The following is a 25,383-nucleotide window of genomic DNA, read 5'->3' as shown; positions in this document are numbered from 1 at the left end:
CATACGCCATAGACGGAGGAAAATAGATTGACCGACGACAGCAACGACGCTCGCAAGGATATCGACCTTCTCGAGCTGACCGCCCATATCGTGTCGGCTTACGTCGAGAAGAACCGCCTGCCCGCCTCCGGCCTGGCCGACCTCATCGCCAGCGTCAGCGCTTCGATCAGCGGGCTCGGCCAGCCGGCCGTACCCGTGGCGGCGCCGCTCGTGCCGGCGGTCAATCCCAAGAAGTCGGTGACGCCGGATTTCATCATCTGCCTGGAGGACGGCAAGAAGTTCAAATCGCTGAAGCGTCATCTGGGCGTGCATTTCGGCCTGACGCCGGACGCCTACCGCGCCAAATGGGGCTTGCCGTCGGACTATCCGATGGTCGCTCCCAATTACGCGGCCTCGCGTTCGGAACTGGCTAAGTCGATCGGTCTCGGCCGCAAGGCCGTCGCCCCGAAAGCGCCGGCCAGGGGCAGGAAAGCCAAGGTCTCGGCCTGAGCGCGCATTCCGGCGCTGAGCCAATGGTTTGATTGAGGCCTGCCGGCGGTCCGTCTTGGCAGGCTTCATGCTTTTGTGGCTTGGATGTGCAGACAGGCCTTGGGAAAGCCATGAACTACACCAGGCTGGTGATCGAGAAAGAGGCGCCGCAGGAATACGGCTACGACCGCATCCGTTACAATCTCTCCGAAATTCGATCGCCGACCAGAAGCTATTCGACCTCGGCCTGTCGCTGCCCGATCTTGCGCTCTTCCACGGCGAGCGCGCAATTGCAGGGGGGCTCGACGCCATCTCCGCCGCGCTGAGGGAATGATTTTCCACCCCGCCTGCAGGCAGGCAGGAAAGCTCAGTTCGCTGCCGGAACGGAACAGCTCAGATCGCCTTCCTTGCAGTTCAGGTAACCGTCGAAATCCTTGACCCGGGATTGCGTCAGGCCATCCATGCACATCGAGAGGAGCATGGGGACCACGCTGCCTCCGGCCGCTCCCGCGGTCTGGAAATTGCACTCAGCGTCGCGGAACTTGATCCAATCCTGCTGCGCTTGGACAAGAAGCTTCTTGGTATCCGCGTCGTCCTTCAGGCGGGTTTCGATCTGCTTGTAAAGTTCGTTGAGCTTCTTGTCGGATTTCCTGAACGAAGCATCGGCGCACTGGTTCATGGTGGCCTGATCCTTGGCGCCGGCGCACTTGTCCTTGGCAAAAGCGAAAGCCGGCATGGCCAGAACCACGGCGGTGGTCAGAATTGCGGTTTTCATTGGTCTCGTCCTCTTTGCAGGTGAGCGGCATCGTCATTCCGTAACGGTTTCGGCGAAGCACCTGGCCAGCTTTTCCGGTGCTCCAAGCTTCTTCGCCCAGGATACCAGTCCAGGCTTTTCCGATGGATCGGCATAGCCGCCCCATACGTCACGAAACTGCTTCTTTCCGTCGACGGTCTGGAAGAACATCACGCCGTCATCGCTCACAGGCGTGGAGACATAAGCGGCGCTCCAGTTGCCGCTTTCCAAGATGGTGATGAACTTGGCGCGGGCGGGCTTGAACTTATTGTCCATCGCCGAAGCGACGAGCGGTGCATATTCCTGTTTGCGCGCCTTCGTCACTTCGACCTTGACGCCGTCGCAGGCATCGTTCGCGAAAGCAGATGTCGGTATCAACCCCGCCAGCCCGATCATGACGATTTTGGCGTGCCGTCGAACCAAGTCGCCGAATTCAGACATAGGTGGTTTTCCTCTTCCTTTGCGGAGTGTGGCTGTCAGTCGGAATCGTCGTCACCCGATGAATTGTCATCGTCAGGCGCATCGACCTGGCAGCCAATACCATTGCACCCCTGATAGTTGCCCTGCGTATCGAAGTTTGGATTGCCTTGCCTGTCGTATTGCGGCCTGTCGTCGATGCTTTGATCCCCATCGCCAGGGTCATCGACTTTGCATCCGATCCCATGGCAGCCAATGTATCTGCCTCGCGTATCGAAATTGGGATTGCCTTGCTTGTCGTATTGCGGCCTGGTGTCGATGGTCTGATCGTCGGTGGTGCAGCCGGCGACCGCCAGTAAAACACTGGCGATGACCGAATAGACTATATGTTTCACGGTTTATTCTCCTCGCTCCCCGGCGGCAGCGATTCATCCGTCGATCGGGGGACGATCCGAAGAGGACAAAAGCTTCGCGGACCACGAAACGCCCGGGCTGTGGTCCAGGCATTCGACGACTTTGCTGCCGGCTGTCGCAATTCCTCAAGTCGAGGGGAACGCTCCCAGCGGGAGCCGCCTTGGCGAATGTCCATTTCCCTCTCCATGCCTAGCGCCCATCCGCCCAAGCATGCCAACGATCCGCCGGCGCGGTTGATGTATCCATAGGTTGTAGCCGATGTCGCCGGCTAGCAAGGGAAAATTGCCAGATCTTGAGTTCTGTTTTGAGAATGCTTAATAACCCAGTAAGCACCCTGCTTGATTTAGCAAGTACTTAAATATGATTGACAGAAAGGCTCCAGCAAAAAGATTGCTGGGTTACGCCTACGCTTTTCGACTATTCCAGCATAAAATGGTCTATTATTCCAATTCACAAGGGACGACGATATATAAGGGTGGAGTTACGCTCGACATTATCGCCAGAACCCCAATGTATTGGTAGGTTTCGGCCAGGCCAGTGGGCAGGCCGAAAGAATGCTGCTCACGGATCGGCTTTCAAGGTTATCGCGTGCACGATGGGGGGGCATGCGGTCTTCGAGACACCCGATAGGCTTTCCTGTCCCGCCGGGTCTTGGCGGGTGAGTTTCGTGTGCGTTCGATGGAACACGTCAGAAAATCCTTGATCCAGAACCTGTTTTTTGCGCGCGTCATACGTCGAACTGGGCTAAAGGGCTCCCCGGCCGGACCAGCGTCCATCGTGGAAGTGCCCCGCCGGCCTCCATCCTTCTAACGGGGCCTCGTTCCATGACCTCCGAACAGATATCACCGGACCAGCGCTATGCCGCGTTCCGCCATCGCTCCTTCCTGAGCTATTGGGCGGCGCGCTTCCTCACCACATTCGCCACCATGATCGTGTCCGTCGCGGTCGGCTGGCAGATGTACGATCTGACCCGCGACCCGCTCGATCTCGGGCTTGTCGGCATCGTCCAGTTCCTGCCTGCGCTGCTCCTGGTGCTGGTCACGGGGGTCGTTGCCGACCGTTTCGGCCGCCGGCTGATCATGGCGCTGGCGGTGCTGCTCGAGGCGATCTGCGCGCTCGCGCTGCTCATCCTGACCCTGCGCGGCATCAGTGGCCCGCTGCCAATCTTCATCGTGCTCGCCATGTTCGGCATCGCCCGCGCCTTCTTCGGACCGGCCTCGTCGTCGCTGTTCGCCAATCTGGTGCCGCCCCGGGATTTCGCCAACGCCATTGCCTGGAACTCGTCGGCCTGGCAGACGGCGACCATCGTCGGGCCGGTCGCCGGCGGCCTTCTCTACGGCGTATCGGCCGAGGTGGCCTATGGCACGGCCACGGCGCTGATGCTCGTCGCCGGGCTGCTGATCTTCACCATACCGAGGCCGGCACAGCGCAGCGAGACCGACAAGCCGACCATGCAGACCCTGTTCGCCGGCTTCGGTTACATCTGGGGCGAGAAGATCGTGCTTGGCGCCATCTCGCTCGATCTCTTCGCCGTGCTCCTGTCCGGCGCCTCGGCGCTGCTGCCGATCTATGCCCGCGACATATTGCAACTCGGTCCCTGGGGACTTGGTTTGCTGCGCTCGGCGCCAGGGGTGGGTGCCATCTGTGTCGCCATCTGGCTCGCTGGTCATCCTATCCGCAACCACGCGGGCCTGATCATGCTCGGCTTCGTGGCCGCGTTCGGCGCCTTTACGGTGCTGTTCGGCCTGTCGACCATCGCCTGGCTGTCGATCCTGGCATTGGCCTTCCTCGGCGCCACCGACATGTTCAGCGTCTACATCAGGGAAACCTTGATCCAGCTCTGGACCCCCGATCATGTCCGCGGCCGCGTCAACGCCGTCAATCAGGTCTTCGTCGGCGCCTCCAACGAGCTCGGCGAATTCCGCGCCGGCACCATGGCGGCGCTGATCGGCACGGTGCCGGCCGTCGTCATCGGCGGCGTCGGCGCCATCGCCGTTGCCGGCCTGTGGGCCTACCTGTTCCCGGCGCTCCGAAGGGTGCGGCACCTCAATGGACGAAACTGACGGGGCATCGAATTCAGGTCCACCGGTATCGGCGGGCTGCGAATCCGTGCTAAGCCGCCGCCCGACCAACCAAAGGACGATACCTGTGAGCGAACCGACCGTGGCTGAGGCAACCGAGAGTATCTATGTGTCGCTGCGGGCCGACAATGCCGATCTCGACGCCCATATCGCGACGCTTAAGGCAGCGCTGGCACGAGAGGGGATGAAGCAGGCGGTGTTCGATCCCACCAAACTGGCGCAGAACAACCGCTCGGGCCGCAAATTGATGCAGGCTTATTTTCGTCAGCGCGGCGTGAGCGTGACGTTTTCGAACTAGCAGGCGTTAAACGACCCGCCATCAGGGGATGGTTGTGCCGCGACCGCGCCGTCGGCCGCCGAAAATCAGCACCAGGAACTCGTCCAGCCAGCGCTTGAGGTGCATGTCCCAGATCAGCCTGCCGCCGAGATGGTCGCGGCCGGGCTGGGCGCCCGGCAATTCGAAGCGGTGCGCGCCGCGCACCACCCAGCGCTGCATCATCAGCCTGGTCAATTCGCCGTGGAACTGGATGCCCCAGGCATTGTCGCGGTAGCGGAAAGCCTGGTTGGGATAGGTCTCGGCGGTCGCCAGCAAGGTCGCGTCGCTGGGCAGCGAAAAACCTTCGCGGTGGAACTGATAGACCATTTCCGGCCAGCGCATCAGTTTCTGGCCCGCTTCCGTCGCCTTCAACGGATACCAGCCGATCTCGACAAGCCCTTCGCCATGCCCCTCGACCTTGCCGCCCAAATGGTTGACCAGCATCTGCGCGCCAAGGCAGATGCCCAGCAGCGGCCGGTTCTCGCGCAGCGGAACCTCAAGCCACTCGGTCTCGCGGCGGACGAACTCGTCCTCGTCATTGGCGCTCATCGGCCCGCCGAACACCACGGCCCCGGCATGGCCGTCGAGCGTCTCTGGCAAGGGATCGCCAAGCGGCGGGCGGCGGATGTCGAGATCGAAGCCCTCTTCGAGAAGCATGTGGCCGACGCGCCCGGGGCTCGAATTCTCCTGATGCAGCACGATCAGGATTCTCGGCTTCGAACGCGGCGGCATCGGCGGCATCGGCGGATGGATCCTATTCGTCGCTCGACGTTCCACGGGCCCCCGGCGCCGCGGCCGCCGCCTTGCGGCGCGCCTCGATGCGATCCTGGCGTTCGACGCCGATCAGCTCGGCAACGCGCCAGACCGTGTTGTCTTCCAACTCGTGCAGCTCGCCATCGGCATAGACGATCTCCCACATCAGGCCGATGAAAGCCTTGCGGCCTTCGGCATCGAGGTGGCGCTTCAGCACGCTGGTGAAGGCATAGAGGTCGATCGCCTCGTTGTCGGCGCGCTCGCCGGCGGCGGCCAGCGCGTCGAGCTCGTTGCCGCTGACCGAATAGGCCTGCGCCAGCACTGCCTTGAACCGTTCCCACTCGACGTCCTGGCGCACGCCGTCGGCGCTCATCACGTGGTAGAGCAGCGCCGAGGCTGCCACGCGCGGATCATCGGCGCTGGCGCTGGCGCCGGTGCCGGTCGGCAAATCCCTCAGAAACGACAAAACGCGTTCGAACATCGATCCATTCCCAAACGGCCGGGCCACCCAGCCAACTCAAAACAACCGGAACCGGCGCGGCGACTTTTCCGCCGCATCGTCCGGATCGACGCCGGGATCGTCCGGCAGGCGTGCCAGTTCCTGCGCCGGTTCGACGGCCTCGGCATCGGCGGGCACCGCGGCGAAAGCCTGCGCCGTCACCGGCCTGACGTGGTCCTGATCGTTCTCGGCCTGCTTGCCGGCCGTCTCGCCGCCCGGGCCAGCGTGATCGATCACCTCGACCGACTCTTCCTGCGCCGGCCTGCCCGGCGCCTCGATCGCCACCGCCGGGGCGTCCGGCGCATCGTCACGGCTGTCGATCAGCTGGCCGAGACGCTCCATCGGGGCGCGCCACTCGAAGGCGTCAAGCCGGCCGGTGACCGGCGATACCGGCGCCCAGCGCTCCGAGACGACGCCGTCGGCGACCCAGGCCGGGTCGCGCGGCGCCCGCACCGCCTTGGACAAGAGCTGTCGCACCTTGCCTTGGTCGCCCGTCTCGGCTTCTTCGATGTCGGCCAAAAGCAGATAGGCGCCCTCGCGGCGGTCCATCCGGATCGCCGCCTCGGCTTCGCGGCGGGCAGTCGCAAAATCCTGTGCATCGAGCGCGGCGCGCGCCACCGTCATCGAGGATTCGGCGTGGTTCTTCTTCATCTCCTGCAATTTCCTCGCCCGGTTGAGGCGATCGAGCACGGCGTCACCCGGCCTGGCATGGGTATAGAGCTCCGCTATCTCCGGATGCGGTTCGGCCCTCCAGGCTGTCTCGAGGATCTTCGAGCCCTTGCGCACGTCGTTCTGGCGAAACAGCAGCGTCGCAGCCGCGACCGCGGCCGGCGCGAACTCCGGCTGCAGCCGATTGGCCTCTATCGCCGCCGTGCGGGCAGCTGCGGGATCGCTGTCGGCGAGTGACTGCGCCTTGGCGGTCAACAGCACGGCTCGTCGGCGGTTGGCGGCGTCACGTTCGATCTGGCGGGTCGCCTTCTGCGCCTCGACCAGCTTCAGCGCGCCGTCCCAGTCGCCGCGCCCGGTCAGCTCTTCAAGCGTCGATTCGGCCGCCCAGGCCAGTTGCGGCGCCATGCCGGCGGCGCGCCCAGCATAGTGCCTGGCGGCATTGCGGTCCCCCAGGCGCTCGGCTTCGAGATAAAGCCCGCGCAGGCCGAGCAGCCGCATTTCGGGATCGTCGAGCATGCTCTCGAATTTCTGGCGCGCGCCTTCGTGGTCGCCTTCGAGCAGCGAAGCCTGGGCCTCGAGCAGATGGATCAATGGCTCCTGGTCGGAGCGGATCAGCTTGGCCGCTTCCTTGGTCTTCTTGCGGGCCAGCGCGCCGTCGCCGGCGCCGGCGGCGATCATGCCGGTCGACAGCGCCTGATAGCCGCGGTCGCGGCGCCGCACCCGGAAATAGCGCGAAATGGTGTAGGGGCTGTTCCAGACCGACTTGATCAGCCACCACAGGATCATCACCGCCGCGACGACAGCGACCACCGCCACCGCCGCCACCATCAGGCTGACCTGATACTGGTAGCCGTTGAAGGTGATGACCATGTCGCCCGGCCGGTCCGCCAGCCAGGCAAAGCCTAGGCCCAGCGCGAAGACGACGGCGAGGAAGAGCAGGATTCGGATCATCGCCAGTTCCTCACGCCTTCATCGCGCCTGATATCAGCGCATCGATCAGCGTCTCGACCTCGATGCGTGCCTTCAGCTTGCCGGCAAAATCGGCGCCGGCCGCCTTTGCAGGCGCGGGCAGCGTCTCATATTCTGTGAGCGCCTTGGCATAGTCGCCCTGATTGACCGCCACCTCCATGCGCGCAATGGTTTCCGGCGCGCCGGCGCCCTGGACAGCGCCGATCGGCCGGACCTTGACCAGCGATTCGGCGCTCGACAGAAGGTTCTGCAGCAGCCCGGCATTTTCGTCGACCGGCGTGGCCGCCGCGACCATGGCGTTGGCGGCGGCATCCATCTGCGATGCGATCTCGGTGCGGGTCTGGACGCCCTTTTGGGCGTAGGCGCGCAGAGCCGCAAGCTGCGGCGCGTCCGGCGCGATCGCGGCGAAGGTCTCGAGTTCGGCACCAAACGGCGCGCCACGGTCGAGCGCCGCCTTCAGTGCCGAAGCGGCGATGGCGAGCGCGACCTTCGGCTGTCCGGCCTGCGCCTCGACTTTCCCAGAAAGCTGCGACACCGACTGCTCCAGCGCGGTGAGCCGACTGTCCTGCTTCGCCGCCGCCTCGCCGGCCGATTTCACCAGCGCATCGAGGCCGGCCACCCTTTCATTGAGCGGACCGAGATCGACTGGGGCCGAGTTGCCGGCCTTGCCGAGCGCCGTAACCGCCGTCTCGATCTGCCTGACCTTGTCGCCAAGCGCGGCCAGCCCGGCATTGTCGCCCGCTCCGCCTTGCTCGACCGCCGATTTGAGCGCTGCGACATCCGTCCTGACCTGATCCAACGCCGCGGACAACCCGTCGACCTTGGCCGACGCACCGCCGTCGCCGGCTTGCCTCAGATCCGCGATCTCGGCTCTGAGCGCGGCGATTTCGCCGTTGACGCCTTCGAGCGAGACGCTGGGAGCGGACCCCGGCGCGCCGAGCAGGCCGGCGAACTGCAATCCGCCGGCGCCGACCAGTGCGATGACACCGCCGATGATGCCGGCCGCGATGCCGTTGACCCGCTTCGGCGGTGGCGGTGCGGATGCGGTTTTCCCGTTCCCCGCCGAGGCGCCGGTTACTGGCCCGGCCGGTTCAGGTTCGGCGCGCTTCGCCGATGTGTCCTCGAAACTGTAGTCGAAGGCGCCGGCCTTGCCAGCGGCGTCGTCCCGGGAACCGGGGTAGGCTGCCGCCGGTTCGTCCGCCTTGGCGGCGCTTTCCGCGGATCGTTCCGATCGGGGCGCTGTCGCCTCGGCGTGCTCCCAGGGTTCTAGATCGGTCTGGTCGGCGTGCACAGGCTCTTCGGGCGCCTCCGGCCGCGAGGCGTTCGCGGCTTCCTCCGCCTTGGCCTCGTCGGTTTGCGCCCCGGCCCTGGCGGCATTCTCGTCGGCGATGCGGGAAACGGCGCCGGGCTCAAGTTCGATGGTCACCGGCTCGCGGCGGCTTTTCGAATGTCGCATCTTCGGCGTCTTGACCATGCTTGGGCTCCGCAAATTCGCTTGGGGATGGTTCAAAGAGGGTCTAGCACATCACCAAGCGGTGAAAAGGGGCGGTGTGATGACGCGGCTCAGGACCCGGGCCGCAAAAGCGAAAGCAGCGCACCCTCGTCGGGCCGCGCGGCTATGTGGATGCGGTCGCCAGCGACGTCGCCAAGGACGGCGGCGATGCGATGCGACAGGGCAAAAACCCGCGTCTTGTCAAAGGCTTCATGCAGCGCAGGCCGCCTGACCAAGGCCTGCAGCGCAGCAGCCGCCCTGGCGGAATAGAGCAGCACCGCATCCGCGGTTTGCCCCGACAGACGGGCAAGCACGGCCTCGTCCGAATAGGTCACGGCGAGCGTGTCGTATGTCTCGACGGGGCGGACCCCGACATCGGCAGCTTGCAGCCGCTGCTCGAATGCCGGGAAGCGCACGCGTCCGCAGAGATAGACAATGGTCTTGCCCTGGAATTCGCCGGCAAGACTGCCAGCAAGACCTTCGGCATTGCCGGGACCTTCGCTGACGGACAAAAATCCTGCTTCACGCGCGGCTTGCGCGGTCCTCTTGCCGACGGCATGGCAAGGCAAGTCCGAAAGCCGGGCGACGACCTCCTTAGGCGCAAAGCGCACGCCATTGGCGCTGGTCACCGCAACGGCCACGGCATTGCCGATGACGAGGTCCGTATCGATCGGCAAGGCCACCGTCTCGGTCAGCGGCAAAAGCAGCGGTAGAAACCCCATGTCCTTGAGCATTCGCGCGGTGCGGGAGGCGCCCGGTTGAGGCCGCGTCACCAGAACGCGCTGCACCGTCAGGCCCAGCCGTCGAAGAATGTCTCGCCGGCCCTGGCCCGCACCGTCCTTGCCGCCTCTTCACCGATGCGGGCGGCATCCAGCGCCAGGCCTTTCATCTCGACCATGTGCGACTGCGTGCCATCAGGCGAGATGATCAATCCCGCGAAAGAAAGGTCCGCGCCGTCTATCACGGCATGACCGGCAATCGGCGTGCGGCAGGAGCCGTCGAGGGCCGCCAGGAAAGCGCGCTCGCAAGCCAGCGCCTGTCCGGTCGGCAGGTCGTGGATGGCCGCCAGCATCTGTTCGACGTCGCCATCGCCTATGCGGGTTTCGATGCCGATCGCGCCTTGGCCCGGCGCCGGCGGAAAGATGTCGAGCGGGATCAGATCGGTGACCACGTGGCCGAGCCCGAGCCGCTTCAGCCCGGCATGGGCGAGGATGGTGCCGGCGGCAACGCCTTCATTGAGCTTGCGCAGCCGCGTCTGCACATTGCCACGAAACATCACCACGTCGAGATCCGGCCGCATGCGGCGGATCAGCGCCTGCCGCCTGAGCGACGACGAGCCGACTTTGGCGCCACGCGGCAGGTCTGCAATCGTCTTAGCCGCCTTGCCGACGAAAGCATCGCGCGCGTCCTCGCGCGGCAGGAAAGCAGACAGCTCCAGCCCATCGGGCAACTGCGTCGGCATGTCCTTCGAGGAATGCACGGCAATGTCGATCGCGCGGGCGAGCAGCGCCTCCTCGATCTCCTTGGTGAAGAGGCCCTTGCCGCCAGCTTCCGACAGCGGCCGGTCCTGGATGCGGTCGCCGGTGGTCGAGATGACGACGATTTCGAACGCTTCTTGCGGCAAACCATGCGCCGCCATAAGCCGCGCCTGGGTTTCCTGCGCCTGCGCCAGCGCCAGCGGGCTGCCGCGTGTTCCGATCTTCAAGATTGTTTGCATGGCGCGCGGTCCGTGATAACCCCCCGGCAAGCGAAGTCGCCTTTTCCGGGCGTCTCCTACCGGGGAATGCCCCGATACACAATCCTTGGGGACAGCGACCAATTGATCCGCGTTCTGGGCATTGAAACGAGTTGTGACGAGACCGCCGCCAGCGTCGTGGCGCTGGAAGGCAATGCCGCGCCCAAAATCCTGTCCAATATCGTGCTGTCGCAGATCGAGGAGCATGCCGCCTTCGGCGGGGTTGTGCCGGAGATCGCCGCGCGCGCTCATGTCGAGGCGCTGGACGGCATTGTCGAGGCAGCCCTTGCCGATTCGGGCGTGGCGCTGGCCGACATCGATGCCATCGCCGCGACCGCAGGTCCGGGCCTCGTCGGCGGCCTCATCGTCGGGTTGATGACGGCCAAGGCGATCGCGGCCGCAACCGGCAAGCCGCTGATCGCCGTCAACCATCTCGAAGGCCATGCCTTGACGGCGCGGCTGACCGATGGGCTCGACTTTCCCTATCTCCTGCTGCTGGTCTCCGGCGGCCACACACAGATCCTGGCCGTGCGCGGCGTCGGCGACTACCAGCGCTGGGCGACGACCATCGACGACGCGCTCGGCGAAGCATTCGACAAGACGGCCAAGATGCTTGGCCTACCCTATCCCGGCGGTCCCAATGTCGAGAAGGCGGCGGCATCGGGCGATGCGGGTCGTTTTGCCTTCCCGCGTCCGATGAAGGGATCGGCGCAGCCCGATTTTTCGTTCTCCGGCCTGAAGACCGCTGTGCGCCAGGCGGCGAGCGCGATCGAGCCCTTGAGCGACCGGGACGTCGCCGACATCTGCGCGTCCTTCCAGGCGGCGGTGGCCGACGCGCTGGGCGACCGTGTCTCGCGCGCGCTCGCCCGGTTCCGCCGGGAATTCCCTGACACGGCCGCGCCGGCGCTGGTCGTCGCCGGCGGCGTCGCCGCCAACCATACGATCAAGGCGACGCTGGAACGGCTGTGCGCCGAGGCGCGCTTCGCCTTCGTCGCGCCACCGCTGAAACTTTGCACCGACAATGCGGCAATGATCGCCTGGGCCGGCATCGAGCGGATGCGCGAAGGCCTGGCGCAAGAAAACGGCTTCGATTTCGTGCCGCGCTCGCGCTGGCCGCTGGACAGCATCTCCGCGCCGATGATCGGCTCGGGCCGGCGCGGGGCCAAAGCATGAGCAAGGAGGGCATGAGCAAGGAGGGCATGAGCGAGGAAGGCATGAGCGGCATCGAGGCCGCGCCAACCGGCTGGCGCGTTGCCGTACTCGGTGGCGGGGCCTGGGGTACCGCTCTGGCGCTGGCCATGCTGCGTGCCGGCCATTTCGTCCGCCTTTATGCGCGCGACCCGGAGACCGTCGCCGCAATCGACCACGGCGAAAATCGACGCTATCTGCCTGGCATCGCGCTCCAGGCCGGCATCGTAGCGACGAGCAACATCCAAGCCGCGCTCGACGGTGCCGATTGCGTGCTGGCAGTGGCGCCTGCGCAATCGCTGCGGGCGATGCTGACAGCCACCAAGCCGCATATGCCTTCCGGCGTTCCGCTTGTCCTTTGCGCCAAGGGCATCGAACGCGACACCGGCGACTTGCTTTCGGCGATCGTCGGGGAGATCCTGCCTGGGAATCCGGTCGCCGCTCTGTCCGGCCCGAGCTTCGCCACGGACGTTGCCCGGGGCTTGCCGACAGCGGTGGTGGTTGCCGCCCGCGACGAGGCGCTGGCGGCCAAGCTTGCCGCGCGCTTCTCGGCGGAAAATCTGCGTTGCTATTCGAATGATGATTTGATCGGCGTCGAGATCGGCGGCGCCTTGAAGAACGTCTTCGCCATCGCCGCGGGTGCCGTCACCGGCGCCGGGCTTGGCGCCAGTGCCCAGGCCGCCATGGTGACGCGCGGCTTCGTCGAACTGCGCCGCATCGGTGCCGCCTTCGGCGCCAGACCCGAGACGTTGATGGGGCTTTCCGGCCTTGGCGACCTGCTGCTCACCTGCTCGTCCACGCAATCGCGCAACTTCGCCTACGGACTGGCGCTCGGCCAGGGCAAGCCGCTTGGCGGGCTGCCGCTGGCGGAAGGCGTGCCGACGGCGGCGATCGCCGCCCGCATCGCCACCGAGCGCGGCATCGACGCGCCTATCATCGCCGCAGTCGCCGCCATACTGGACGGCACCATCACCATCCGGCAGGCTGTGGCGGCCTTGATGACCCGGCCGCTGAAGACCGAAACCGACGATTGATTCCAGCATCAGGAGACAGAGACATGTTGTTCGCGTTGATTTGCAAGGACAAGCCCGGAAGCATGCAAGTGCGCATCGATACGCGGCCGGAGCACCTCGCTTTTCTCGAAGGGCTGAACAGCGACAAGAAGCTGGCCTTCGCCGGTCCGTTCCTCGACGCCGACGGCAAGTCCAACGGCAGCCTCGTCGTCGTCGAAGCGCCTGACATGGCAGGCGCGCAGGCGCTGTCGGCAGCCGATCCCTATGCCAAGGCGGGACTGTTCGAAAGCGTCGAGGTCCGCCAGTGGAACTGGACCTTCAACAAGCCGGCGGCTAATTAATCGGCACAAGGCTGGAGGAGCAATACGAATGAACTACTGGCTGTTCAAATCCGAACCCTCGGTCTTCTCGTTCGAGGCGTTGAAGGCCAAGGGCAAGGCAGGCACGCAATGGGACGGCGTGCGCAACTATGCGGCGCGCAACAACATGAAGGCCATGCAGATCGGTGATCTCGGCTTCTTCTACCACTCCAACGAGGGGCTGAACGTGGTCGGCATCGCCGAAGTGTGCGCACTGGCTCATCCCGACACCACATCGGACGATCCGCGCTGGGAATGCGTCGACATCCGCGCCTTCAAGGATGTGCCCAACCCGCCGACGCTGGAGCAGGTCAAGGCCAATCCCAAGCTCGCCGACATGGCGCTGGTGCGGCTCGGCCGGCTTTCCGTGCAGCCGGTGACTCCGGCCGAATGGAAGGAAGTCTGCGGCATGGGTGGTCTGACACCGGCTCCGTGACGGTTCTCACGAGCCATAGCGCGGAACGCTTCATCCTCGACAATACGGCGCTGATGGCGCCGCCGCATGTGCCGGAGATTGCGCTGTATCTTGCCGACGAGGCGCATGATCTGTGGCAGCGGACGGAGGACGAGCTGGTCGAGATCGGGCTGCCGCCGCCTTTCTGGGCCTTTGCCTGGGCCGGCGGCCAGGGGCTTGCCCGCCATATCATCGACAACCCGGCCATGGTGCGGGGCAAGCGCGTGCTCGACTTCGCCTCCGGCTCCGGTCTCGTCGCCATCGCCGCGGCCAAAGCCGGCGCGGCAGGGGTGACCGCCGCCGACATCGACCCGTTCTGCGCCACGGCGGTCCGCCTCAATGCGCAAGCCAATGGCGTCGCGGTCGAATTCGTCCAGAATGACTGCGTCGGAACGGATGCGGACTGGGACGTGGTTCTTGCCGGCGATGTCTTCTACGACAAGCCGTTCGCAGACCGGCTGACGCCCTGGTTCGCGGCTCTGAAGCGGCGCGGCGCCGATATCCTGATCGGCGATCCCGGCCGCTCCTATCTGCCGCGGTCGGGGTTGGAACCGCTTGGCGTCTACCAGGTGCCGGTGACGCGGGCGCTCGAGGATGCGGAGATCAAACGCACCACTGTCTGGCGGTGGAGCATCGCGCGCCCGGCTTGACGCCGCCACTGAACAGGCGTTTCCATGAGCTCCGTATCAGAGGGGGATATCATGGATTTTTCAGCGGTTAACTGGCTGGCGGTGATCGTCGCCGCAATCCTGGCGTGGCTGTTCGGCGCCGGCTGGTACACCGGTTTGAGCAAGCCATGGCTGAAGGCTGCAAAACTCGATCCGGCGACCATGAAGAGATCGTTGCTGCCGTTTCTCATCTCTTTCATCGCCGAGTTGGTCATGGCGCTTGTGATGGCCCTAGTCGTCGGCGCGGTGACTGGGGGCGAGCCGACATTGCTGGCGGGACTGGTCTTCGGTTTCGTGCTTTGGCTCGGCTTCGTCGCAACCACGCTGTCGGTCAATCATCGCTACGAGAATTTCGGCTGGGACCTGACCATCATCGACGGCGGCCACTGGCTTGGCGTGCTGCTGATCGTCGGCGCCGTGGTCGGCTGGTTCGGCGCCGCAGCGAGTTGAAGGCCTCCGCTACACCCGGTCCGCGGTTTGGGATTTTGCCATTTCCTCCAGAATCCACGTGCGAAAGGCAACGATGCGCGGATCGTTCACCAGTTCCTTGGGATAGACCAGGAAATAGGCGAATTCCGGCGCGACCTTGATGCCGAGTTCGAAAGGCCGCACCAACCTACCTTCGGAAAGGTCGTTGGCCACCATGGCGAAATCGGCGAGCGCCACGGCGCTGCCCTCCATCGCCGCCTGGACCGCGTCGGCCGAGGTGCCGAAAACGATGGTGCGGCTGTCGTCGAAATCGTCGACGCCGGCTGCCGCCATCCACATGCGCCAGTTCGGCCAGGTCACGCCCTGACGCGCCCATTCGATATGGGCAAGCGTGTGATGGAAGAGATCGCGCGGTTCGCGCAGCGGCGGACCTGACGCCAGCAGGCTCGGGCTGCATACCGGGATGATGACGTTGTCGAACAGCCGATGCGCGCAAAGTCCCGGATATCTGCCGGCGCCGAAGCGGATGCCGACATCGACATCGTCAAGGTCGAAATCCCGCAATCCGTAGGCGATGTCGAACCTGAGTTCGATGCCTTCATGTTTTTTTCGAAAATCCTCGACCCGCCGCATCAGCCATTTCGTCGCGAATTGGGCGTCGAGCGTCACTTTCAGCAGCGTCGTGCCGCGCGTCATCTTCTGTGCCCGCGAGACGGCCTTGCCAAGCAGGTCGAGCGCATCGGCAGAGGCCTCGAACAGCACCGTTCCGGCCTCCGTCAGCCGGATGCTGCGGCTGGAGCGCGTGAACAGGACGATGCCGAGCTGGTCTTCGATCTCCTTGATCTGGTGGCTGACGGCGGCTGGTGTCAGGCCGAGTTCGTCGGCGGCCCGGGTGAAATTGAGATGCCGGGCCGCTGCCTCCAGCGTCCTCAGCGCCCGGGTTCCCGGCACCAGGCGGGCCATCAGCGTGGCCCCAGAACAGACGCGGTCATGGCGTCCTGATCCTCAAAGAAAACTTGATAATCCGGAAAGAACTACTCGTTTCTCTCCAATCTTTCAATCGGGCATGATGCGACCATCGAACCAATATCAAACCGGATTTTATGTCCGGATGGAAGGAACCGCATCATGTCTCACATAGCTTTGAGAGCTCCCGCGAGCCGGCTGAACTGGCTGACCGCCGCGTTCGACTGGCTCCGCCAGGCCAAGGTCGCGGCAAGCCTGCCGCAGGACGACATCGAGGACCTGTCGGATCGCCAGTTGCGCGATGTTGGCGCCACGCGCAAAGACGTCTCCCGCGCCATGGACCGCGAACTCGGCCGGCTGGGCCTGCTCGACATCGGCTGGCAGGTAAGGAAAGGGAATAGGAATTAGGAGTAGGCAATAGAAAGAGAACCCTACTGCCTACTGCCTATTCCCTACACCATTCCCTACCTTACCACCCTCACCACCGTCCGGTCCGACAGCAGCGGCAAAAGGCGCGCCATCGTGCGTGCGGTCACCGCGACGCAGCCTTGCGTGGGCGTGAAGCCCGGGCGCGCCAGGTGGAAGAAGATGGCGCTGCCGCGTCCGCGGCGGCGCGGCGTTATATTCCAGTCGAGCACAAGGCAGGCATCATAGAGCCTGTCGTCGCGCCGCATGCGTTCGTGGCTGGCGCCGTAGGGGATCTTGACTGGCCTGTTATAGTTTCGGTCGTCGGGCACTTCGCACCAGCCGAGATCAGGCCCGATCGGCGTCATCGCCAGCCGGGTGATGCGGCCGCTGGAGAAGTGGTCTCCCCGGAAATAACCCGACAGGATCCGCATTTGGCCAAGCGGCGTGGCGCCGTCGCCTTCGCGCTTGCCCGCCGAGATGCCGCCACGCCCCAGCGCGCAGGCAAACACCGTTCTGCCCGCCTGCAGCAGCCCCTGGCTGGGACGGCCGGGCCTCGCCCGCACGGTCAGCACCCGCAGTCCTTTTCGCAAAATTGCGCCGGCTGCATTGCGATCGTGTTTTTTCTTGTATGATCGTGCCACGGAACAAATCACTGTGATCGGCTGTTGTGCCGGTCAGCTTCCGCATAAACAGGCAGCGGTCAACTGAATTTTCTTTTCAAAACAACGGATTGATCCATGACTTCACGAACCATCCTGATCGTCGACGACGATGACGACCTGCGCGGCACGTTGGTCGAGCAATTGTCCCTTTATGAGGAATTCGACGTGCTGCAGGAGTCCACTGCGGCAAAAGGCGTCGCCGCGGCGCGTGGCGGCCTCATCGACCTGCTGATCATGGATGTCGGCCTGCCCGACATGGACGGCCGCGAAGCGGTGAAGATCCTGCGCAAGGGCGGCTACAAGGCGCCCATCATCATGCTGACCGGCCACGACACCGATTCGGACACGATCCTCGGCCTCGAAGCCGGCGCCAACGACTACGTGACGAAGCCGTTCCGCTTCGCGGTGCTTTTGGCGCGCATCCGCGCGCAGCTGCGCCAGCACGAGCAAAGCGAGGACGCCACCTTCTCGGTCGGCCCCTACACCTTCAAGCCAAGCCAGAAGCTGCTGATCGACTCGCGCGGCGCAAAGGTGCGGCTGACGGAGAAGGAGGCCTCGATCATCAAATATCTCTACCGCGCCGACCAGAAGGTGGTGACGCGGGACGTGCTGCTCGAGGAGGTGTGGGGCTACAATTCCGGCGTTACCACGCACACACTAGAAACCCATGTGTATCGCCTGCGCCAGAAGATCGAGCGCGATCCTTCCAATGCGGAAATTCTTGTGACAGAAAGCGGTGGCTACAAGCTGGTTCCTTAAACATTTTATTATCCAATAAGCGGTCTGGGCGGGGCTGCTTTTGGGTGCGATCCTGTTGGAGCGGGATTCTGGATCGCACCGCAGAGGAGGGATTGGACTGACCGTTCGGGGACACAGCTAGATGGCGCTGGATGACGACATCCGCATCCTGTCAGCCGTGAGGCTTTTCGAGGGCTTCACGCAGGAACAATTGCGCCTGCTCGCCTTCGGCGCCGAGACCATGCTGCTGCAGGCAGACCACAAGCTCTATCGCGAGGACGATATGGCTGATTCGGCCTATATCGTGGTCAGCGGAGAGATCGTGCTCTACCGCGAACAGGCAGGCGGACGCATCCCTATCGGCACGGCCAGCCCCGGCACCATGCTGAGCGAACTGGCGCTGATCGCCGACACCAACCGGCTGACCAGTGCATCGGCCGCGGTCGATTCGGAGGTGATCCGGCTCAGCCGAAAGATGTTCCGCCGCATCCTGGAGGAATATCCGGATTTGGCGGCACAGCTCCACCAGCGCATCCTGGAAGACTTTCAGGCAATGATCCACCGCATCGAGAAGCTGGCGCCGCGCTTTTCCGAGTGAACGGGAGAGACAGGTGGAGTTCCGGCTGGTTCGCGCCACCGAAAATGACCTGCCCTTCATCATGGCGACCGAGCGGCTTGACGCAATTGTCGCCGGAGTGGGAAAAGCGCCGGCCCGGCTGATCAGTCCAGGTTGAACCGCGCGATGACCGGAACATGATCCGAGGGACGTTCCCAGCCACGCGCCGCCCGCAGGATTTCGTAGCCGGTGAAATCAGGCACCAGGTTCGGTGACGACCAGACATGGTCGAGCCGCCGGCCGCGGTTGGATGCCTCCCAGTCCTGCGCGCGGTAGCTCCACCAGGTGTAGAGCTTCTGTTCTGATGGCACGTTGAGCCGCATCAGGTCGACCCAGTCGCCGGCCAGCCGCATGGCCTCGAAACTCTCCGTCTCGACCGGTGTATGGCTGACCACGTTGAGCAGTTGCTTATGCGACCAGACATCGTGTTCGAGCGGCGCGATGTTGAGGTCGCCGACCAGGACCGAGGCGGACACTTCGCTGTGTTCGGCGCGGATTGCGTTCATCTCGGCGACGAAATCGAGCTTGTGCCTGAATTTGCGGTTGACTTCCGGGTCCGGTTCGTCACCGCCCGCCGGAACGTAGAAATTGTGCAGCAGGATCGTCTTGCCGCCGGCCCGCACGGTCACCGACAAATGCCGGCTGTCGTCGATGTCGCAGAAGCGGCGCTTCTCGACCACCGCGATCGGCCGGCGCGCGACCGTCGCCACGCCGTGATAGCCCTTCTGACCGTGAAAGGCGATGTGCCCGTAGCCGAGCCTGCGGAAGGCCTTTTCGGGGAACAGCTCGTCGGGAACTTTTGTTTCCTGCAGGCAAAGCACATCGGGCGCGTATTCATCGAGCAGGCGCTCGATGATCGGCATGCGCAGGCGAACGGAATTTATGTTCCAGGTGGCGATGGAAAAGGGCATTTGGCGGGTCCGGCGAAAGATCGCCGAACTACTGCCAGCCCCGCGCCATAAAGACAAGCATTGCAGCAGTTGCGGAGGTCGGCGCCGCGCCGCCGAAACTGCACGAAAGGCTTCGCCAGCGCGAGGAAAGCTATCTGGTTTTCGTATTCAGCTCGCGATTGGCCGTATAGTCGATGGCAAACGTGTCGGGAGCGAAGCTGACGCCTTCCTTGGTGTTGAAGATCATCACCGTGGTGTCCTTGCCCTGCGCATCGGTGATCGTCCACTGGCGCAGATCATAGGTCTTCGGATCGAACATCATGGTGATCCGCGCATTGCCGAACACCGACTTGTCCGAGAGCTGGATGGTGGTGAGGTCGTCCTCTTCCTTGACGCTCTTGACGCGGTTTCCGGAGAGGTCGATCCGGTCGTCGAGCAACAGTTTCAGCGGCGTCTTCGACAAGGGATAGAGATCGGACGTGTTCAGTTTCTTGTTGAGGATGACCACCGACTTGCCGTCCGAAATCACCCGGAAATTCGAGGATCCGTCATAATTGAAACGGATCTTGCCCGGTCTTTCCAGGAAGAACTTGCCGCCGGTCTGTTCGCCCTTGGGGCCGAACTGCACGAATTCGCCGCTCATCGACTTAACCGAGGAAAAATGATCGGCGATCTTCTGCGCGGCCGCCGGCACGGCCGCCTGCGCGGATGCCAGCAGCTCGAATCCGGGCACCACGTTGAGGGCGGCAGCGCCCGCGAGCACCAGGCCGAGGCCAAGCAACTGACGGCGCGTCGGGGCAAGATCGCCGAGCGCGGAAAGATCGTTTTTCATGTCGGTCACTCTCATCTTGAGTCCTGATTTGTTGTTGTCCTGAACCCCCAGTTGGGCTGAAGTTTGACGGCGCGAACACTGCTTGACCGCTTGAACGCGCCAGAAGGTTCAAAGTTGCCGCCGGTATTTGTCGCGATCAGAATTTGTCCTCTTCGGTCGGCACCAGGATCTCGCGTTTTCCGGCATGGTTGGCGGGGCCGACAATGCCTTCTTTTTCCATCTTCTCGATGATCGAAGCGGCGCGGTTGTAGCCGATGCCCAGACGCCGCTGGATGTAGCTGGTCGAGGCCTTGCCGTCGCGCAACACCACGGACACCGCCTGGTCGTAAGGATCGTCGGAATCCTCGAAATTGCCGCCGCCGCCGCCCGAGCCGCCCTTGCCGGAGGGCTCGTCCTCGTCCTCATCATCGTCCTCGGTGATGGCGTCGAGATATTCCGGCACGCCCTGCAGTTTCAGATGCGCGACGATCTTCTCGACCTCGTCGTCGGAGACGAACGGGCCGTGCACGCGCTGGATGCGGCCGCCGCCGGCCATGTAGAGCATGTCGCCCATGCCGAGCAGCTGCTCGGCGCCTTGCTCGCCCAAGATGGTGCGGCTGTCGATCTTCGACGTCACCTGGAAGGAGATGCGGGTGGGGAAGTTGGCCTTGATGGTACCGGTGATCACGTCGACAGACGGACGTTGCGTCGCCATGATGACATGGATGCCGGCGGCGCGCGCCATCTGCGCCAGGCGCTGGACGGCACCCTCGATGTCCTTGCCGGCAACCATCATCAGATCGGCCATTTCGTCGATGATGACGACGATGTAGGGCATCGGCTCGAGGTCGAGATTCTCGGTCTCGTAGATCGCCTCGCCGGTCTGGCGGTCGAAGCCGGTCTGCACCGTGCGCGAGATCTTTTCGCCCTTCTTCTCCGCCTGTTGGACGCGTGCGTTGAAACCGTCGATATTGCGCACGCCGACCTTCGACATCTTGCGGTAGCGGTCTTCCATCTCCCGCACGGTCCATTTCAGCGCAACCACCGCCTTCTTCGGGTCGGTGACGACAGGCGTCAAAAGGTGCGGGATGCCGTCATAGACCGAGAGCTCCAGCATCTTGGGATCGATCATGATCAGCCGGCATTCCTGCGGCGTCAGCCGGTAGAGCAGCGACAGGATCATGGTGTTGATGGCGACCGACTTGCCCGAGCCGGTGGTGCCGGCGACCAAGACGTGCGGCATCTTGGCGATATCGACGATGACCGCCTCGCCGTTGATGGTCTTGCCCAGCGCCAGCGCCAGCTTGGCCTTGGTGGTCTCGAAATCGCGGCTGGCCATGATTTCCCTGAGATACACCGTCTCGCGCTTGGCGTTCGGCAATTCGATGCCGATGGCGTTGCGGCCCGGCACCACGGCGACGCGGCAGGCGATGGCGCTCATCGAGCGGGCGATGTCGTCGGAGAGGCCGATGACGCGCGATGATTTGATGCCTGGCGCAGGCTCCAGCTCATAGAGCGTGACGACGGGGCCGGGGCGGACATGGATGATCTCGCCCTTGACGCCGAAATCCTCCAGCACGCCTTCGAGCAGGCGGGCGTTCTGTTCCAGCGCGTCTTTCGAGAGGCTCGGGTCGCGCGCGACGTTCTTCGGTTCGGACAGGAAATGCAGCGACGGCATCTCGAATTTTTCCGAGCCGATCAACGAGGCCTGCGCCTCGCGCTGGACGCGCGCACCCGGAGCCGGGCGCGGCGCCGGCGCTTCAACGCGCGTGGCGGCATCCGAGCGGAACGGCTGGACCTTTGCGGTGGAAGCCGCGCGACGCTGGACGAGGGGTTCATCGTCGAAATCGACATCGTCATCGCCGGTGTCGAAGCGATCGTCGAAGACGTCATCGTCCGGATCGACGGAAACGCTGCGGTCGTTGACCATGGCGGCGAAGAATTCCGGTTCGACGCGGGCACGGCCATCCGGGCTCATCCGCTGCTCGGCGAACTCGGCCGATTCGACCCGTTCGGCGGCACGCCGCCAGGCGCTGGCGCGCGGCTCCATTCCCGGCTCGAATTCGTCCCGCCGCTGCCTGCGGCGCACGGCGCGGCGGTGCATCCACGCGCGGAACGAAAGCCACCAATGGGTCATTGCGCCGAGCGCCAGCATGCCTTCGTCGCCTTCATCCTCGTCATTGTCGAACAGCAGCTCATCCTCACGCGGATCGGCGGCGGCCGGTTCCTCCATGACGGCGAAACCGTTCTTGCGTGCGATCAGCGCCGAACCGTAGGCGAACAGCCATAGCGCCGGACCGGCCATCAGAATGGCGAGCACGCTGGCCACCAGCCCGGTCGGATAGCCACCGATGACGACGCCCGGAATCTTCAGTACCATGTCGCCGAACACGCCGCCGAGCCCGGTCGGCAGCGGCCAGGTCTTGGGCGGCACCACGCAGCCGGCGATCGCAGCGGCCAGCAGGGCAAAGCCGAACCAGAACAGACCGCGCCTGGGCAGCCTGTCGACGCCACGCGCCGAAAACAGCAGATATCCCCAGATCACGGCCGGAACCAGCGCCGCCACGGCGGCAAGGCCGAAGAACTGCATGGCGATGTCGGAGAAGACAGCACCCGCATAGCCCATGGCATTGGTGACGGTGTTGGCTGTGGCGTGCGAGAAGCTCGGGTCGGCGACATTCCAGGTGGCCAGGCTGGCGACGCCGAAAGCGGTGAACGCGAACATGCCGGCGCCGACAAGCCGGCCGACCTGGCGTCGCGCGAATGCCTGGATGCCGTGCCCCGTATCGGTCAGCGCGAGCGGTGCTGAAGCCCCTGAACGCATGCTCTTCCCCGTCAGTGATTGCCTGGCCCGAGCGCGTGACGCACTTCGGCAGATTTGGCTGCCAGACTATGCGTGGGAAGGTTAAGGCCGCATTAACCATGGCAAGGGCCCCACCCGCCTGCCGCAAATAACAATGGCGAGCCTCACGGCCCGCCATTTCTGCATCGGCAACGGCAGGGTGATCAGGCTCGGTGGGCCTGATCCGCTGCGGTCTCAGTTGGCTCCGCCGAGCGCCTGGACGTTGGCGCAGAACTCGGCGTGCGGCTTGCTCATCGCCGCGTCCTGGCATTCCTTCTTCATCGTATCCTGTTTTTCCATTGGCATGGCCATGAAAGCGGTCTTGAATTCCGCCATCGGCTTCATGGTTTTCATGCTGGAATCGGTGAAGAACGGGGCCATATTGTCGGGTTCGTCGAGAGCCCCGGCAAATGCCATGCCGCTGACCATGGAAAGAGCGAGCGCGCCGAGACAGATATTCTTGACGTTCATTGGATAGTTTCCTTCCCTATTGTTTGCAACGACCGCCGAACAGTGGTCGTGCCCGGGAGTTCGATGCCAAGACGTCCGATGTTTCCTCGAAAATCTCAATCACGCGAACGTGATTGCGCTCGTTCAATCAAACGGGCTCCAAAAAAGAGGCCCGGAGCGATCCGGGCCTCAAGGCGTGAGCACCTTGCGGAGCGTCACGACGGGATTTCAAGTTCCAGAAGACGTGCAGCGGTTTTCCGTACGCGATTACAGAAAGAGATGGGACCGGCGGGAGGAGGTCCGCCGGTCCCATGGCAAAGAGGCCTTACGGCACCACTTCGCCGTGCTGGCTGATGTCGAGACCCTCGACCTCTTCCTGGGTCGACGGACGCAGGCCGACGAGCGCCTTGACGATGTAGAGGATGACGAAGGTGGCGATTGCCGTCCACAGGATGGTGAAGACGATGCCGTAGAGCTGCTTGCCGATCGACGCGCCCGAGGACAGGCTGTTGATTGCCGGGTCGGCGAGCACGCCGGTCAGCAATGCGCCGACCACGCCGCCGACGCCATGGACGCCGAAGGCATCGAGCGAGTCGTCATAGCCGAATATGTGCTTTACCTTGACCGCCGAGATGTAGCAGACGACGCCGGCGACGATGCCGACGATGAAGGCGCCCGTCGGGTTGACGAAGCCGGAAGCCGGCGTCACCGCGACAAGGCCGGCGACGGCGCCGGAGATGATGCCGAGCACCGAGGGCTTCTTGGCGACGATCCATTCGGCGAACATCCAGGCCAGCGCCGCTGCCGCGGTGGCAACCTGGGTGTTGAGCATCGCGGCACCGGCGAGGCCGTCGGCGGCGAGTTCCGAACCGGCGTTGAAGCCGAACCAGCCGACCCACAGCAGCGAAGCGCCGATCACGGAATAGACCAGGTTATGCGGCGCCATGTTGGTGGTGCCGTAGCCTTCGCGCTTGCCAAGGACCAGGGCGCAGACGAGACCCGCGACACCGGCATTGATATGGACGACCGTGCCGCCGGCGAAGTCGAGCACGCCGGCAGCGCCGAGGAAGCCGCCGCCCCAGACCCAATGCGCGATCGGCGCATAGACGACCAGCAGCCACAGCGCCATGAAGATCAGCAGGGCCGAGAACTTCATGCGCTCGGCAAAGGCGCCGGCGATCAGGGCCGGGGTGATGATGGCGAAGGTCATCTGGAACATCGAAAAGACGAATTCAGGAATGTTGGCCACGCCCGGCGCCCACAGCGTCGAGGTGGTGATGCCGTGATGGAAGAACTTCGAGAAGCCCCCGAGATAGGCATTCATGCCGCCGCCGTCGGAAAAGGCCAGCGAATAGCCGAACATGAACCACAGCACCGTCACCAGGCAGGTGATGGCGAAGCTCTGCATGACGGTGGCAAGCACGTTCTTCTTGCGCACCATGCCGCCGTAGAACAGTGCCAGGCCGGGGATGGTCATCATCAGCACCAGCGCCGTCGAAGTCAGCATCCAGGCGGTGTTGCCGGTGTCGAGCACCGGGGTGGGAGCGGCCGGGGCGGCGGCAGCCGCGGCCGGAGCCGCTTCCTGCGCGAGGGCGGCGACGCTGCCCAACGCTGCGAGAGCGAGCGAGCCAAAAAGGGCGGCGCGTCCCGTCTTCTTCAAGGTGGAAGGAATATTCATTGAACTCTCCATTGGAATACGTGTTCGCCGCTTCAGAGCGCGTCGGTGTCTGTTTCGCCGGTGCGGATGCGCACCGCCTGGTCGATGCCGAAAACGAAGATCTTGCCGTCGCCGATCTGACCGGTCTTGGCGGCTGCGGTGATGGCCTCCACGGCCTTGTCGACCATGTCGGCGCTGACCGCGACCTCGATCTTGATCTTCGGCAGGAAACTGACCGCGTATTCCGCCCCGCGATAGATTTCCGTGTGCCCCTTCTGACGCCCGTAGCCTTTGACTTCGGTGACGGTCAGGCCCTGGATGCCGACGGCGGTAAGCGCTTCGCGTACCTCGTCGAGCTTGAACGGCTTGATGATTGCCATCACGATTTTCATAAGGTTTCACCCTTTTGCTGTTGCGGTCCCCCGCGTTTGCACACCTTCACCGATCCCGAGGAGCCGGAGAGTGCCGACGAGGATTCAAGCTCCGTGCCAATTGCCGAAGCAGCGTGTTAACCTGTTGTAAATAAAGGAATTGACGCGCCCGCAACCGCACCGTGCCGATGGGCGCGGCACAGCTTCTGCTCAATAATTAAGCAATTTTCTGAAAACGCCTATTTGGAAGGCTTT

Annotated in this window: 30 protein-coding genes; 13 read left to right on the top strand and 17 right to left on the bottom strand. The window is 64.0% G+C overall.

Going from position 1 to position 25,383, the window contains the following annotated elements:
* Positions 1–27 precede the first annotated feature (27 nt).
* Positions 28–489, top strand: a complete 462-nt coding sequence (locus tag LB545_RS02250; protein ID WP_140492615.1) for a MucR family transcriptional regulator — start codon at positions 28–30, stop codon at positions 487–489.
* Between the two features lie 110 nt (positions 490–599).
* Positions 600–794 (top strand): hypothetical protein, encoded by a 195-nt coding sequence (locus LB545_RS02245; RefSeq protein WP_224618118.1) that lies wholly within the window; start codon positions 600–602, stop codon positions 792–794.
* Positions 795–835: 41 nt separating this feature from the next.
* Here the strand turns inward: LB545_RS02245 and LB545_RS02240 are convergent, their stop codons facing one another.
* The 3 genes from LB545_RS02240 to LB545_RS02230 all read right to left on the bottom strand — a co-directional run bounded on the left by LB545_RS02240 (position 836) and on the right by LB545_RS02230 (position 2,073).
* Entirely contained in the window at positions 836–1,243 is a 408-nt protein-coding gene (locus LB545_RS02240) for a lysozyme inhibitor LprI family protein (RefSeq protein ID WP_140816392.1), read from the bottom strand.
* Positions 1,244–1,276: 33 nt separating this feature from the next.
* Positions 1,277–1,657, bottom strand: coding sequence for a hypothetical protein (locus LB545_RS02235; protein ID WP_224518940.1), 381 nt, complete (start codon positions 1,655–1,657; stop codon positions 1,277–1,279).
* Positions 1,658–1,737: 80 nt separating this feature from the next.
* Positions 1,738–2,073 (bottom strand): hypothetical protein, encoded by a 336-nt coding sequence (locus LB545_RS02230; protein ID WP_140625404.1) that lies wholly within the window; start codon positions 2,071–2,073, stop codon positions 1,738–1,740.
* An 843-nt stretch (positions 2,074–2,916) separates the two neighbouring features.
* Here LB545_RS02230 and LB545_RS02225 point away from each other — a divergent pair.
* Positions 2,917–4,155: an MFS transporter gene (locus LB545_RS02225; protein WP_140580174.1), complete on the top strand. Its 1,239-nt coding sequence runs from the start codon at positions 2,917–2,919 to the stop codon at positions 4,153–4,155.
* 85 nt (positions 4,156–4,240) lie between these two features.
* Positions 4,241–4,471, top strand: coding sequence for a hypothetical protein (locus LB545_RS02220; RefSeq protein WP_140492627.1), 231 nt, complete (start codon positions 4,241–4,243; stop codon positions 4,469–4,471).
* Positions 4,472–4,492: 21 nt separating this feature from the next.
* On the opposite strand, the gene LB545_RS02215 is transcribed toward LB545_RS02220, so the two are convergent.
* The 6 genes from LB545_RS02215 to hemC all read right to left on the bottom strand — a co-directional run bounded on the left by LB545_RS02215 (position 4,493) and on the right by hemC (position 10,588).
* On the bottom strand, positions 4,493–5,230 hold the full coding sequence (locus LB545_RS02215) for a glutamine amidotransferase (RefSeq protein ID WP_411961444.1): 738 nt from the start codon (positions 5,228–5,230) through the stop codon (positions 4,493–4,495).
* A gap of 13 nt (positions 5,231–5,243) precedes the next feature.
* Positions 5,244–5,723, bottom strand: coding sequence for a TerB family tellurite resistance protein (locus LB545_RS02210; RefSeq protein ID WP_224704345.1), 480 nt, complete (start codon positions 5,721–5,723; stop codon positions 5,244–5,246).
* A gap of 36 nt (positions 5,724–5,759) precedes the next feature.
* Positions 5,760–7,361, bottom strand: a complete 1,602-nt coding sequence (locus LB545_RS02205; RefSeq protein WP_140513961.1) for a heme biosynthesis protein HemY — start codon at positions 7,359–7,361, stop codon at positions 5,760–5,762.
* Positions 7,362–7,371: 10 nt separating this feature from the next.
* The gene (locus LB545_RS02200; protein ID WP_224704344.1) at positions 7,372–8,853 is read right to left on the bottom strand and encodes a COG4223 family protein; all 1,482 of its coding nucleotides are present in this window, start codon (positions 8,851–8,853) and stop codon (positions 7,372–7,374) included.
* Between the two features lie 89 nt (positions 8,854–8,942).
* On the bottom strand, positions 8,943–9,659 hold the full coding sequence (locus LB545_RS02195) for a uroporphyrinogen-III synthase (RefSeq protein ID WP_140513959.1): 717 nt from the start codon (positions 9,657–9,659) through the stop codon (positions 8,943–8,945).
* Positions 9,660–9,661: 2 nt separating this feature from the next.
* A complete protein-coding gene (gene hemC / locus LB545_RS02190) occupies positions 9,662–10,588 on the bottom strand; it encodes a hydroxymethylbilane synthase (RefSeq protein ID WP_140513958.1) in 927 nt (308 codons plus the stop codon).
* Positions 10,589–10,693: 105 nt separating this feature from the next.
* Between hemC and tsaD the strand changes: the two genes are divergently transcribed.
* The 6 genes from tsaD to LB545_RS02160 are packed head-to-tail and all read left to right on the top strand — an operon-like array spanning position 10,694 to position 14,738.
* Entirely contained in the window at positions 10,694–11,779 is a 1,086-nt protein-coding gene (tsaD, locus tag LB545_RS02185; RefSeq protein ID WP_181171872.1) for a tRNA (adenosine(37)-N6)-threonylcarbamoyltransferase complex transferase subunit TsaD, read from the top strand.
* Positions 11,780–11,805: 26 nt separating this feature from the next.
* Positions 11,806–12,828: an NAD(P)H-dependent glycerol-3-phosphate dehydrogenase gene (locus LB545_RS02180; RefSeq protein WP_140563973.1), complete on the top strand. Its 1,023-nt coding sequence runs from the start codon at positions 11,806–11,808 to the stop codon at positions 12,826–12,828.
* A 23-nt stretch (positions 12,829–12,851) separates the two neighbouring features.
* Positions 12,852–13,148 (top strand): YciI-like protein, encoded by a 297-nt coding sequence (locus tag LB545_RS02175; protein WP_140554833.1) that lies wholly within the window; start codon positions 12,852–12,854, stop codon positions 13,146–13,148.
* 28 nt (positions 13,149–13,176) lie between these two features.
* A complete protein-coding gene (locus LB545_RS02170; protein WP_224704343.1) occupies positions 13,177–13,602 on the top strand; it encodes an EVE domain-containing protein in 426 nt (141 codons plus the stop codon).
* On the top strand, positions 13,557–14,270 hold the full coding sequence (locus LB545_RS02165; RefSeq protein WP_411971061.1) for a class I SAM-dependent methyltransferase: 714 nt from the start codon (positions 13,557–13,559) through the stop codon (positions 14,268–14,270). The genes LB545_RS02170 and LB545_RS02165 overlap by 46 nt, the downstream gene beginning before the upstream one ends.
* A 51-nt stretch (positions 14,271–14,321) precedes the next feature.
* Entirely contained in the window at positions 14,322–14,738 is a 417-nt protein-coding gene (locus LB545_RS02160; protein WP_140628176.1) for a DUF1761 domain-containing protein, read from the top strand.
* A 9-nt stretch (positions 14,739–14,747) separates the two neighbouring features.
* On the opposite strand, the gene gcvA is transcribed toward LB545_RS02160, so the two are convergent.
* The gene (gene gcvA / locus LB545_RS02155; protein WP_140492662.1) at positions 14,748–15,680 is read right to left on the bottom strand and encodes a transcriptional regulator GcvA; all 933 of its coding nucleotides are present in this window, start codon (positions 15,678–15,680) and stop codon (positions 14,748–14,750) included.
* Between the two features lie 165 nt (positions 15,681–15,845).
* On the opposite strand from gcvA, the gene LB545_RS02150 reads away from it, so the two are divergent.
* The gene (locus LB545_RS02150; protein ID WP_140554835.1) at positions 15,846–16,091 is read left to right on the top strand and encodes a hypothetical protein; all 246 of its coding nucleotides are present in this window, start codon (positions 15,846–15,848) and stop codon (positions 16,089–16,091) included.
* 56 nt (positions 16,092–16,147) lie between these two features.
* Here the strand turns inward: LB545_RS02150 and LB545_RS02145 are convergent, their stop codons facing one another.
* On the bottom strand, positions 16,148–16,684 hold the full coding sequence (locus LB545_RS02145; RefSeq protein ID WP_181165209.1) for a L,D-transpeptidase: 537 nt from the start codon (positions 16,682–16,684) through the stop codon (positions 16,148–16,150).
* A 144-nt stretch (positions 16,685–16,828) separates the two neighbouring features.
* On the opposite strand from LB545_RS02145, the gene LB545_RS02140 reads away from it, so the two are divergent.
* Positions 16,829–17,512, top strand: coding sequence for a response regulator transcription factor (locus LB545_RS02140; RefSeq protein ID WP_140492669.1), 684 nt, complete (start codon positions 16,829–16,831; stop codon positions 17,510–17,512).
* 121 nt (positions 17,513–17,633) lie between these two features.
* On the top strand, positions 17,634–18,089 hold the full coding sequence (locus LB545_RS02135) for a cyclic nucleotide-binding domain-containing protein (RefSeq protein WP_140524662.1): 456 nt from the start codon (positions 17,634–17,636) through the stop codon (positions 18,087–18,089).
* Positions 18,090–18,211: 122 nt separating this feature from the next.
* Here LB545_RS02135 and LB545_RS02130 read toward each other — a convergent pair whose 3' ends face one another.
* The 6 genes from LB545_RS02130 to LB545_RS02105 all read right to left on the bottom strand — a co-directional run bounded on the left by LB545_RS02130 (position 18,212) and on the right by LB545_RS02105 (position 25,149).
* The gene (locus LB545_RS02130; protein WP_140492674.1) at positions 18,212–19,018 is read right to left on the bottom strand and encodes an exodeoxyribonuclease III; all 807 of its coding nucleotides are present in this window, start codon (positions 19,016–19,018) and stop codon (positions 18,212–18,214) included.
* 130 nt (positions 19,019–19,148) lie between these two features.
* On the bottom strand, positions 19,149–19,829 hold the full coding sequence (locus tag LB545_RS02125) for an outer membrane lipoprotein carrier protein LolA (RefSeq protein WP_140513951.1): 681 nt from the start codon (positions 19,827–19,829) through the stop codon (positions 19,149–19,151).
* 136 nt (positions 19,830–19,965) lie between these two features.
* Positions 19,966–22,632, bottom strand: a complete 2,667-nt coding sequence (locus tag LB545_RS02120) for a DNA translocase FtsK (protein WP_140492677.1) — start codon at positions 22,630–22,632, stop codon at positions 19,966–19,968.
* Positions 22,633–22,845: 213 nt separating this feature from the next.
* The gene (locus tag LB545_RS02115) at positions 22,846–23,121 is read right to left on the bottom strand and encodes a hypothetical protein (RefSeq protein ID WP_140492681.1); all 276 of its coding nucleotides are present in this window, start codon (positions 23,119–23,121) and stop codon (positions 22,846–22,848) included.
* Between the two features lie 304 nt (positions 23,122–23,425).
* Positions 23,426–24,778, bottom strand: a complete 1,353-nt coding sequence (locus tag LB545_RS02110) for an ammonium transporter (RefSeq protein ID WP_224704342.1) — start codon at positions 24,776–24,778, stop codon at positions 23,426–23,428.
* A 32-nt stretch (positions 24,779–24,810) separates the two neighbouring features.
* Positions 24,811–25,149: a P-II family nitrogen regulator gene (locus LB545_RS02105; protein ID WP_013528889.1), complete on the bottom strand. Its 339-nt coding sequence runs from the start codon at positions 25,147–25,149 to the stop codon at positions 24,811–24,813.
* Positions 25,150–25,383 lie beyond the last annotated feature (234 nt).

This window comes from Mesorhizobium sp. BR1-1-6, assembly GCF_020165355.1.
Classification (GTDB): Bacteria; Pseudomonadota; Alphaproteobacteria; order Rhizobiales; family Rhizobiaceae; genus Mesorhizobium.
The sequence above is the reverse complement of the archived record's forward strand: the minus strand, read 5'-3'. Positions and strand labels throughout refer to the sequence as shown.

What these genes read in the sequence shown, in the direction of transcription:
- LB545_RS02125 (WP_140513951.1), bottom strand. Translation starts at nt 19,829, where the DNA reads ATGAAAAACGATCTTTCCGCGCTCGGCGATCTTGCCCCGACGCGCCGT.
- LB545_RS02235 (WP_224518940.1), bottom strand. Translation starts at nt 1,657, where the DNA reads ATGATCGGGCTGGCGGGGTTGATACCGACATCTGCTTTCGCGAACGAT.
- LB545_RS02200 (WP_224704344.1), bottom strand. Translation starts at nt 8,853, where the DNA reads ATGGTCAAGACGCCGAAGATGCGACATTCGAAAAGCCGCCGCGAGCCG.
- LB545_RS02170 (WP_224704343.1), top strand. Translation starts at nt 13,177, where the DNA reads ATGAACTACTGGCTGTTCAAATCCGAACCCTCGGTCTTCTCGTTCGAG.
- LB545_RS02130 (WP_140492674.1), bottom strand. Translation starts at nt 19,018, where the DNA reads ATGCCCTTTTCCATCGCCACCTGGAACATAAATTCCGTTCGCCTGCGC.
- LB545_RS02240 (WP_140816392.1), bottom strand. Translation starts at nt 1,243, where the DNA reads ATGAAAACCGCAATTCTGACCACCGCCGTGGTTCTGGCCATGCCGGCT.
- LB545_RS02140 (WP_140492669.1), top strand. Translation starts at nt 16,829, where the DNA reads ATGACTTCACGAACCATCCTGATCGTCGACGACGATGACGACCTGCGC.
- LB545_RS02180 (WP_140563973.1), top strand. Translation starts at nt 11,806, where the DNA reads ATGAGCGAGGAAGGCATGAGCGGCATCGAGGCCGCGCCAACCGGCTGG.
- LB545_RS02120 (WP_140492677.1), bottom strand. Translation starts at nt 22,632, where the DNA reads ATGCGTTCAGGGGCTTCAGCACCGCTCGCGCTGACCGATACGGGGCAC.
- LB545_RS02245 (WP_224618118.1), top strand. Translation starts at nt 600, where the DNA reads ATGAACTACACCAGGCTGGTGATCGAGAAAGAGGCGCCGCAGGAATAC.
- LB545_RS02210 (WP_224704345.1), bottom strand. Translation starts at nt 5,723, where the DNA reads ATGTTCGAACGCGTTTTGTCGTTTCTGAGGGATTTGCCGACCGGCACC.
- LB545_RS02105 (WP_013528889.1), bottom strand. Translation starts at nt 25,149, where the DNA reads ATGAAAATCGTGATGGCAATCATCAAGCCGTTCAAGCTCGACGAGGTA.
- LB545_RS02115 (WP_140492681.1), bottom strand. Translation starts at nt 23,121, where the DNA reads ATGAACGTCAAGAATATCTGTCTCGGCGCGCTCGCTCTTTCCATGGTC.
- LB545_RS02215 (WP_411961444.1), bottom strand. Translation starts at nt 5,230, where the DNA reads ATGCCGCCGATGCCGCCGCGTTCGAAGCCGAGAATCCTGATCGTGCTG.
- hemC (WP_140513958.1), bottom strand. Translation starts at nt 10,588, where the DNA reads ATGCAAACAATCTTGAAGATCGGAACACGCGGCAGCCCGCTGGCGCTG.
- LB545_RS02165 (WP_411971061.1), top strand. Translation starts at nt 13,557, where the DNA reads ATGGAAGGAAGTCTGCGGCATGGGTGGTCTGACACCGGCTCCGTGACG.
- gcvA (WP_140492662.1), bottom strand. Translation starts at nt 15,680, where the DNA reads ATGGCCCGCCTGGTGCCGGGAACCCGGGCGCTGAGGACGCTGGAGGCA.
- LB545_RS02150 (WP_140554835.1), top strand. Translation starts at nt 15,846, where the DNA reads ATGTCTCACATAGCTTTGAGAGCTCCCGCGAGCCGGCTGAACTGGCTG.
- LB545_RS02110 (WP_224704342.1), bottom strand. Translation starts at nt 24,778, where the DNA reads ATGAATATTCCTTCCACCTTGAAGAAGACGGGACGCGCCGCCCTTTTT.
- LB545_RS02175 (WP_140554833.1), top strand. Translation starts at nt 12,852, where the DNA reads ATGTTGTTCGCGTTGATTTGCAAGGACAAGCCCGGAAGCATGCAAGTG.
- LB545_RS02225 (WP_140580174.1), top strand. Translation starts at nt 2,917, where the DNA reads ATGACCTCCGAACAGATATCACCGGACCAGCGCTATGCCGCGTTCCGC.
- LB545_RS02205 (WP_140513961.1), bottom strand. Translation starts at nt 7,361, where the DNA reads ATGATCCGAATCCTGCTCTTCCTCGCCGTCGTCTTCGCGCTGGGCCTA.
- LB545_RS02135 (WP_140524662.1), top strand. Translation starts at nt 17,634, where the DNA reads ATGGCGCTGGATGACGACATCCGCATCCTGTCAGCCGTGAGGCTTTTC.
- LB545_RS02160 (WP_140628176.1), top strand. Translation starts at nt 14,322, where the DNA reads ATGGATTTTTCAGCGGTTAACTGGCTGGCGGTGATCGTCGCCGCAATC.